The organism is Massilia phosphatilytica (assembly GCF_977014125.1).
In genome coordinates this window covers 1-8,480 of the sequence record NZ_CDRNIL010000002.1, presented here as the reverse complement: position 1 = coordinate 8,480, position 8,480 = coordinate 1, and the positions used below count along the sequence as shown (strand labels likewise).

At 65.1% G+C, this 8,480-nt stretch carries 5 protein-coding genes and 8 pseudogenes; 11 read left to right on the top strand and 2 right to left on the bottom strand.

From position 1 onward, the window contains the following. Positions 1–183 (bottom strand): hypothetical protein (locus ACWNCF_RS00115; RefSeq protein WP_449405589.1); only part of this gene is annotated, 183 nt, incomplete at its 3' end. Between the two features lie 70 nt (positions 184–253). Here ACWNCF_RS00115 and ACWNCF_RS00110 point away from each other — a divergent pair. Beyond that, positions 254–391 (top strand): hypothetical protein, encoded by a 138-nt coding sequence (locus tag ACWNCF_RS00110; RefSeq protein WP_449405590.1) that lies wholly within the window; start codon positions 254–256, stop codon positions 389–391. A 241-nt stretch (positions 392–632) separates the two neighbouring features. Here the strand turns inward: ACWNCF_RS00110 and ACWNCF_RS00105 are convergent. Continuing rightward, positions 633–878 (bottom strand): annotated as a pseudogene (locus ACWNCF_RS00105) (CBS domain-containing protein); the annotation flags it as partial. A 184-nt stretch (positions 879–1,062) separates the two neighbouring features. Here ACWNCF_RS00105 and ACWNCF_RS00100 point away from each other — a divergent pair. The 10 genes and pseudogenes from ACWNCF_RS00100 to ACWNCF_RS00055 all read left to right on the top strand — a co-directional run. After that, positions 1,063–1,846, top strand: a pseudogene (locus tag ACWNCF_RS00100) (uracil-DNA glycosylase). Positions 1,847–2,004: 158 nt separating this feature from the next. Next, positions 2,005–2,509: pseudogene (locus tag ACWNCF_RS00095) on the top strand (Rrf2 family transcriptional regulator). Beyond that, a pseudogene (locus tag ACWNCF_RS00090) lies at positions 2,509–3,762 on the top strand (IscS subfamily cysteine desulfurase); the annotation flags it as partial. The pseudogenes ACWNCF_RS00095 and ACWNCF_RS00090, both read left to right, overlap by 1 nt. Positions 3,763–3,798: 36 nt before the next feature. Then, a pseudogene (gene iscU / locus ACWNCF_RS00085) lies at positions 3,799–4,199 on the top strand (Fe-S cluster assembly scaffold IscU). Between the two features lie 95 nt (positions 4,200–4,294). Then, positions 4,295–4,624: an iron-sulfur cluster assembly protein IscA gene (iscA, locus tag ACWNCF_RS00080; RefSeq protein ID WP_449405588.1), complete on the top strand. Its 330-nt coding sequence runs from the start codon at positions 4,295–4,297 to the stop codon at positions 4,622–4,624. A gap of 18 nt (positions 4,625–4,642) precedes the next feature. Next, positions 4,643–5,158 (top strand): Fe-S protein assembly co-chaperone HscB, encoded by a 516-nt coding sequence (hscB, locus tag ACWNCF_RS00075; RefSeq protein ID WP_449405587.1) that lies wholly within the window; start codon positions 4,643–4,645, stop codon positions 5,156–5,158. A gap of 87 nt (positions 5,159–5,245) precedes the next feature. After that, positions 5,246–6,969, top strand: a pseudogene (gene hscA, locus ACWNCF_RS00070) (Fe-S protein assembly chaperone HscA). Positions 6,970–7,241: 272 nt separating this feature from the next. Next, positions 7,242–7,584, top strand: a pseudogene (gene fdx, locus ACWNCF_RS00065) (ISC system 2Fe-2S type ferredoxin). Positions 7,585–7,601: 17 nt separating this feature from the next. Then, on the top strand, positions 7,602–7,796 hold the full coding sequence (gene iscX / locus ACWNCF_RS00060; RefSeq protein WP_449405586.1) for a Fe-S cluster assembly protein IscX: 195 nt from the start codon (positions 7,602–7,604) through the stop codon (positions 7,794–7,796). Continuing rightward, positions 7,783–8,480, top strand: a pseudogene (locus tag ACWNCF_RS00055) (class I SAM-dependent methyltransferase); the annotation flags it as partial. The gene iscX and the pseudogene ACWNCF_RS00055, both read left to right, overlap by 14 nt.

The window sequence follows — 8,480 nt, the reverse complement described above, 5'->3', positions numbered from 1 at the left end:
GCCCAAGGATGCCGCCGCGCGCGCGCGCGCCAGCTGGCGCAGATCGTCGCCTGCGACATCCATCCGGTGAACAACCTGCGCGTGCTGCGCTATCTCGTGAACGACCTCGGCCTGTCGGAAGAGGTCAAGACGCAGTGGTACCGTCACTGGCTGCTGGGCGGCCTCGACGTGCTGGAAAAGCACCTGGCGCGCGACCCCAGGCGCGGGGCCGCTGTGCCACGGCTATCTGCCGACCATCGCCGACTGCTTCCTCGTGCCGCAGGTGTTCAATGCGCAGCGCCAGGGCGTCGACATCGCGGCCTATCCGAACATCGCGCGCATCGACGCGGCCTGCGTGGAGATCCCCGCTTTCGTGGCGGCGCATCCGTCCCACCAGCCGGACGCGGAATAAGGCGGACCGCGCGGCGAGTCGACCCGCCGCGCGGTCCGCCGCTAACGTCAGTGCCGCGTCTGCTGACCCCGTGGTCGAGCGATCCGGCTCGGCCGGCGTCGAGATTTCTTCCAGCGTATGGTCGATGCCGGCCGAATGCTTGGCCGCCATGTCGCCCAGCGAGACGATGCCGACCACCTCGTGCGACGCCCGCGTCGACGACGGGCACGCGGCGGATCTGCACGTCGCCCATCTGGCCGAATACCTCGTCCACCGACTGGTCGGGCGCGCAGGTGCGCACGTCGGTGCTCATCACGTCGCCCACGCGCGTCTGCCCCGGCGCCTGGCCGGCCGCGGTCGAGCGGACCGTGATGTCGCGGTCGGTGATCATGCCGACCAGCCTGGGGCCGTCCAGCACGGGGATCGATCCCACGTTCAGTTCATCCATCATCTGCGCGGCGCGCTGCACGGTTTCCTGCGGCGAAATGCTTTGCACGTCGCGGGTCATCACATCCTGAATCGTCTGCATTTGCATCTCCTCGATACGTTCACACGGCGTTAAAACGGGAATGCATGATGCACGCATTCGCGAATGCCGGACGCTACGTTGACTTGCGGAACAGCCCGTACATGAAGGACTTGTGCGAACCCGGCTCGGCTACAATTTGCCCCTTTTAACCGTGATCGATGCCATGCCGGACCACGCCATTTCCGCCGCCATTCCCCCGACCATCGCCGCTGCGCTGGAGCGCGCCGACGCTTCCTGGCGCCCGCATCTCATTGCCGGCCTCGACGCGATGATGCGGGCCGCGCCCGCCTACCTGCCGGATCTGGCGAACGACCATTACCTGCCGACGGCCGGCCGCCTGTTCGCCGCGTTCGCCCTGCCGCTGCCCGCCGTGCGCTACGTGCTGGTGGGAGAGGGCCCGTATCCGCGCCGAAGAGAGCGCGACGGGCGTGTGCTTCATGGATGGCGCGGTCGGGCCGCTGTGGTCGGACACGGGCCTGTCGAAGCCCGTCAACCGCGCGACGTCGCTGCGCAACTTCATGAAGATGCTGCTCGTGGCCGATGGTCAGCTGAGCCCGGACGATACGGGCGGCGCGGCGCTGGCGCCCGTCGCGAAGGCGGCCGAGGCGAACGGTGCGATCCGCACGCTGGCCGAGCTGCAGGACAACCTGCTCGGCCACGGTTTCCTGTTGTTGAATGCGGCCCTCGTGTTCCGCAAGCACGTGCCTCCCGTGCAGGAAGCGCGCGCCTGGGTGCCGTTCCAGCGCGCCGTGTTCGCCGCGCTGGCGGCGCGGGCCGACAAGCCGACGCTGGTCTTGTGGGGCAAGATCGCCGAGCAGCTGAACAAGGTGCCGGAAACGGCGGGCTTGCCGCAGATCCACGCCGAGCACCCATACAACCTGTCGTTCATTCGTCACGCGGGCATGCAGCAACTGTTCGGCCTGATGCATTTGCTGCGCCGCCGCTGAAAAGGGGGCGCCAAGCAAAGGCTGGCGAAATACGCTATACTTGACTAAATCGATCAACTAATCAGGCTTTGCTGAATGTCCTCGAGGACAGATGAAAGCTTGATTGATCGAAGAGAAGCAAGATTTTAACACTGTCTGGAAAACCAACCGGGGTTGTGATGCGTCTGACCACCAAAGGCCGTTTTGCTGTTACCGCGATGATCGATCTCGCCCTGCGCCAGGGCAATGGTCCGGTCACGCTGTCGGGCATCAGCCAGCGCCAGGCCATTTCGCTGTCCTACCTGGAGCAGTTGTTCGGCAAGCTGCGCCGGCACGAGATCGTCGAGATCGGTGCGCGGCCCGGGCGGCGGCTACAGCCTGGCGCGCACTGCCGACAAGGTGACACGTCGCCGACATCATCATCGCCGTCGACGAGCCGATCGATGCGACCCAGTGCGGCGGCGAGGAAAGAGGCTGCCACGGCGCCGACGCCGCCGGCGGCACCCGCCGCATGACGCGCGAGCTGTGGGCCACGCTGAATGCCCAGATCGTGCTGATCTCCTCGATTCCGTCACGCTGCAGCACCTCGTCGACCAGCAGAAGCAGAAAGAACAGAACGTCGTGGTGATGCACCGCCCCGCGCCGTCGGAAAATACTGAAGCTAAGCATATTGGAGTGAACTGATGAACGCGCCCTTGGACAAAAAAATCGAGCAGAGCTTCGCGACTGCGCCGCATTTCCCGATCTACATGGATTATTCGGCCACGACGCCGATCGACCCGCGCGTGGCGGACAAGATGATCCCGTACCTGCGCGAGCAGTTCGGCAACCCCGCCTCGCGCAGCCACGCGTACGGCTGGAGCGCCGAGGCGGCCGTCGAGGAAGCGCGCGCGCAGGTCGCGGCACTCGTCGGCGCAGATCCGCGCGAGATCATCTGGACCTCGGGCGCGACCGAATCGAACAACCTCGCACTCAAGGGCGCGGCGCACTTCTACAAGTCGAAGGGCAAGCACATCATCACGGTCAAGACCGAGCACAAGGCCGTGCTGGACACCGTGCGCGAACTGGAACGCCAGGGCTTCGAGGCGACCTACCTGGAACCGCAGGACAACGGCCTGATCTCGCTCGAGCAACTGGAAGCGGCGATCCGTCCGGACACCATCCTCGTGTCGGTGATGTTCGTGAATAACGAGATCGGCGTGATCCAGCCGATCAAGGAAATCGGTGAACTGTGCCGCAAGAAGGGCGTGATCTTCCACTCCGACGCCGCCCAGGCCACCGGCAAGGTGCACATCAACCTGGAAGAGCTCAAGGTCGACCTGATGACCTTCACGGCGCACAAGACCTATGGCCCGAAAGGCATCGGCGCGCTGTACGTCCGCCGCAAGCCGCGCGTGCGCCTGGAAGCGCAGATGCACGGCGGCGGCCACGAGCGCGGCCTGCGTTCGGGCACGCTGCCGACGCACCAGATCGTCGGCATGGGCGAAGCCTTCCGCATCGCCCGCGAAGAGATGGATGCAGAGACCGCGCGCGTGAAAGCGCTGCGCGACCGCCTGGCCAAGGGCCTGACGGAGATCGAAGAGGTCTACATCAACGGCGACATGGAACACCGCGTGCCGCACAACCTGAACGTGTCGTTCAACTTCGTCGAAGGCGAATCGCTGATCATGGCCATCAAGGACATCGCCGTGTCGTCCGGTTCGGCCTGCACGTCGGCCAGCCTGGAACCGTCGTACGTGCTGCGCGCCCTGGGCCGCAGCGACGAACTGGCACACAGCTCGATCCGTTTCACCATCGGCCGCTTCACGACCGAAGAAGACATCGACTTCGCCGTCAACCTGCTGAAGTCCAAGGTCGGCAAGCTGCGCGAACTGTCGCCGCTGTGGGAAATGCACAAGGACGGCATCGACCTGAACTCGATCCAGTGGGCCGCCCACTTCAGTTCACCGAACAGAACGCCAAGGAGTACTACCATGGCATATTCCGACAAGGTCCTCGACCACTACGAAAACCCGCGCAACGTCGGCTCGTTCGACAAGAATTCCGACGACGTCGGCACCGGCATGGTCGGCGCACCGGCCTGCGGCGACGTGATGAAGTTGCAGATCAAGGTCAACGAAGCGGGCGTCATCGAAGACGCGAAGTTCAAGACCTACGGCTGCGGTTCCGCGATCGCATCGAGCTCGCTCGTGACCGAATGGGTCAAGGGCAAGTCGCTGGACGAAGCGCTGTCCATCAAGAACACGCAGATCGCCGAAGAACTGGCGCTGCCGCCGGTGAAGATCCACTGCTCGATCGCCTGGCCGAGGACGCCATCAAGGCAGCCGTCGCCGACTACAAGCAGAAGCACGGCGCCGAAGAAAAAGCCGCGTAAGCGGGTTTTCATAAAAAAACACGTACCCGCACGGACCGCGAGAAACCGTAGCGAGCAGGTTTATCGTGGTCCCACCGAAGCTGGAGATTTTTGACATGGCTGTGACCCTGACCGAAAAAGCCGCAAAGCACATCAACCGTTACCTCGAGCGTCGGGGCAAGGGCGTGGGCCTGCGTTTCGGCGTGCGCACCACCGGCTGCTCCGGCCTGGCCTACAAGCTGGAATACGTCGACGAAGCGGCGGCCGAGGACACGGTCTTCGAATCGCACGGCGTGAAAGTGTTTGTCGATCCAAAGAGCCTGCCGTACATCGACGGCACCGCAGTCCTCGATTTCGCCCGCGAAGGCCGCAACCAGGGCTTCCGCTTCAACAACCCGAACGTCAAGGACAATTGCGGTTGCGGCGAAAGCTTCCCGGATTCCTGACCTCGGGAGCCCCCGATCGTGCAAAACCACTTCGAGCTGTTCCAGCTGCCGGCCAGGTTCGACGTCGACATGGAGGCGCTGGATACCGCTTACCGCGAAGTCCAGGGCCGCGTCCATCCGGACCGTTTCGTGAACGCGACCGACGCCGAAAAACGCGTCGCGATGCAATGGGCCACGCGCGCCAACGAGGCCTACCAGACGCTGAAGAATCCGATGCTGCGCGCGCGCTACCTGTGCGAGCTGAATGGCGTCGACCTGCAGACCGAGTCGAACACGGCGATGCCGATGGACTTCCTGATGGAGCAGATGGAGCTGCGCGAGGCCTTGTCCGACGCGCGCGCCGCGAAGGACGCGGGCGCCCTCGACGCGCTGGACGCCCGCGTGCGCGGCGAGCGCAAGCAGCGCCTGGCGCAGGTCGGCAAGCTGCTCGACGCCGGCGACTACCCGCAGGCGGCGCAAGGCGTGCGGGCACTGATGTTCCTCGATAAATTCGGCGACGAATTGCATTACGCGTTCGAGGCGCTGGAGAGTTGAGACGACGATAAACGGGACGAGCTTGGTAGGGTGCCCACCCTACGCAATTTGCGACAGTATCCAACAAGAAGATTAGGTAACACGACCATGGCACTACTGCAGATCTCCCGAACCCGGCATGTCGACCGCGCCGCACCAGCACCGGCTGGCGGTGGGCATCGACCTGGGTACCACCAATTCCCTCGTCGCGACCGTGCGCCACTCGATCCCGGAAGTGCTCTCCGACGAGGACGGCCGCGCGCTGCTGCCATCGATCGTGCGCTACCTGCCGAACGGCCACGCCAACATCGGCTACAAGGCCATGGCGGCCCGCACCACCGATCCCAAGAACACCATCGTCTCCGTCAAGCGCTTCATGGGCCGCGGCCTGAAGGACATCGCGGCACGTCGAGAACCTGCCGTACGATTTTGTCGATGGTGGCCGCGAAGGCGGTCACGGGATGGTCCAATTGAAAACCGTGGCCGGCGTGAAGTCGCCCGTCGAAGTCTCCGCGCAGATCCTGGCCACCTTGCGCCAGACGGCCGAGGATGCGCTGGGCGATGAACTGGTCGGCGCCGTCATCACGGTGCCCGCGTATTTCGACGACGCCCAGCGCCAGGCGACCAAGGACGCGGCCCAGCTGGCCGGCCTGAACGTGCTGCGCCTGCTGTCCGAGCCGACCGCCGCCGCCATCGCGTATGGCCTCGACCACGGCAAGGAAGGCGTGTTCGCCGTGTACGACCTGGGCGGCGGCACGTTCGACATCTCGATCCTCAAGCTCTCCAAGGGCGTGTTCGAAGTGCTGTCCACCGGCGGCGATTCGGCGCTCGGCGGCGACGACTTCGACCAGCGCCTGTTCTGCCATATCACCCAGCAGGCCGGCCTCGCGCCGCTGTCCGAAGTCGACACCGCGACCTTGATGGTCAAGGCGCGCCAGGCCAAGGAGCTGCTGTCGACGAACGAAGAGACGACGGTCGAGGCGATCCTGAAATCGGGCGAAGTGGTGCAGGTGACCGTCAGCGCGAAGACCTTCGCCGAGATCACCCAGCCGCTCGTCGCGAAGACGATGAACGCCGTGCGCAAGGCCATGCGCGACGCCAGCGTGTCCGTCGAGGACGTCGACGGCGTCGTGCTCGTCGGCGGCGCCACGCGCATGCCGCACATCCGCCGCGCCGTCGGCGACTTTTTCAAGACGATCCCGCACGCGAACATCGACCCGGAAGATCGTCGCGCTGGGCGCCGCCATCCAGGCGAATCTCCTGGCCGGCAACCGCGCGGCGGGCGACGACTGGCTGCTGCTGGACGTGATCCCGCCGTCGCTCGGCATCCAGACGATGGGCGGCCTGGTCGAGAAGATCATCCCGCGCAGCGACGATCCCGGTGCCGCCGCGCCCAGGAATTCACGACGTTCAAGGACGGCCACACGGTCCCGCGCCTGCACGTGGTGCAGGGCGAGCGCGAGCTGGTGTCCGACTGCCGTTCGCTGGCGCGCTTCGAGCCTTGTACAACTCGGCGCAGGTCGACATGGTCGCGCGCGCGCTGCGCGAGGAGCAGGTCGAGGCCGAGCGTACCGCCGGCCACGCAGTCCGCGCTCGATACGGACGCCGACCTGCTGAGCGCCGCAGAACAGGACGCGGTCGCAGCGCTGGTGCAGGTCGTGCGCGACGCGGTGGAACGTTCGAACGATGCGGACGTCGCGGTCGACGCGCGCCAGAACGCGCTGCACGCCGCCGTGCAGGCGCTGGCCCACGGCACCGAGGAATTCGCCGCGCGGCGCATGGACAAGAGCGTGCGCAGTGGTCCCGCCGGCAAGACGCTGGATCAGGTATGAAACGCTTGGTGGGCACGGGGTGCCACCCTACGTGCTACGCCAAGCAACGTCGTTCCCGCTCAGGCGGGAACGCCAAGTACATTAAAGCAGCGTCGTTCCCGCGCAGGCGGGAACCCAAGTTGAGCAGCAGGAATCGTATCGGTTGCGGCGTGACCGCCGTACCGATTTCGATCGACGATCTGGGTCCCCGCCTGCGCGGGTACTACGGTTCGAAGGGCGCGGATAACATATCGGCCACGCCACAGAGCAAACAAAATCCAAGAGGTCAATCAGTGCCACAAATCGTCATCCTCCCCCATCCCGTCTTCTGCCCCGATGGCGCCGTGCTCGACGGCCAGAGCGGCAAGTCGATCTGCGACACGCTGCTCGAGAACGACATCGAGATCGAGCACGCCTGCGACCGCGCGCGCGCGGTGCACGACCTGCCACGTGATCGTGCGCGAAAAGGCTTCGGCTCGCTGAACGAGCAGGAAGAAAAGGAAGAGGACATGCTCGACAAGGCCTGGGGCCTGGAGCCGAACTCGCGCCTGTCCTGCCAGGCCATCGATCGCCGACGAAGACCTCGTCGTCGAGATCCCCAAGTACACGATCAACCACGCAGCCGAGAATCACTGAGCACGACGGAGGACACCATGAAGTGGACCGATGTCACGGCCATCGCCGAGGCCTTGTACGAAACCTATCCGGACGTCGATCCGGCCACCGTGCGCTTCGTCGACCTGCATAACCGGGTCGTCGCGCTGGATGGCTTCGACGACGACCACGCGCGCGGCGGCGAGCGCGTCTTGGAAGCCATCCAGGCGGCATGGATCGATGAAGCAAGATAAAAAACCAGTCCCGACGATCTACGAACAGGCGCCTGAAATCAAGCCGGGCCAGTCGATCGAACTGCTGAAGGAACTGCACATCCTCACGCGCGACGGCAAGCTGAACCAGGACAGCCGCCAAAGACTGAAGCAGGTCTACCACCTCGTGCAGTTCATCGAGCCGCTGCTCAGGATGTTGAGGCGCAGAAGGACGGGCAGGGCGCGACCGTGGTCGACCACGGCGCCGGCAAGTCCTACCTCGGCTTCATCCTGTACGACCTGTTCTTCAAGAACCGCGAGAACGGTGGCCACATCTACGGCATCGAGACGCGCGAGGAACTCGTGCAAGTCGGCGGCACTGGCCGCGCGCCTGGGCTTCCCGGGCATGTCGTTCCTGGAACCTGTCGGTCGCGGAATCGACCGGGTCGGACAAGCCGCCGGCCACGATCGACGTCGTGACGGCACTCCATGCCTGCAACACGGCGACGGACGACGCCATCGACTTCGCGCTGAAGAAGCAGGCGAGCATATCGCGCTGGTGCCGTGCTGCCAGGCCGAAGTCGCGACCGTGCTGCGCAAGAATAAAGGCCGCGACCTGGGCCGCACCGCGCTGACCGAGATCTGGCGCCATCCGATCCACACGCGCGAATTGAGCAGCCAGATCACCAACGTGCTGCGCTGCCTGCAGTCTGGAAGCGCACGGCT

Excerpts from the sequence above, each read along its gene's own strand:
- iscA (WP_449405588.1), top strand. The coding sequence starts at position 4,295 with ATGGCTGTGACCCTGACCGAAAAAGCCGCAAAGCACATCAACCGTTAC.
- iscX (WP_449405586.1), top strand. The coding sequence starts at position 7,602 with ATGAAGTGGACCGATGTCACGGCCATCGCCGAGGCCTTGTACGAAACC.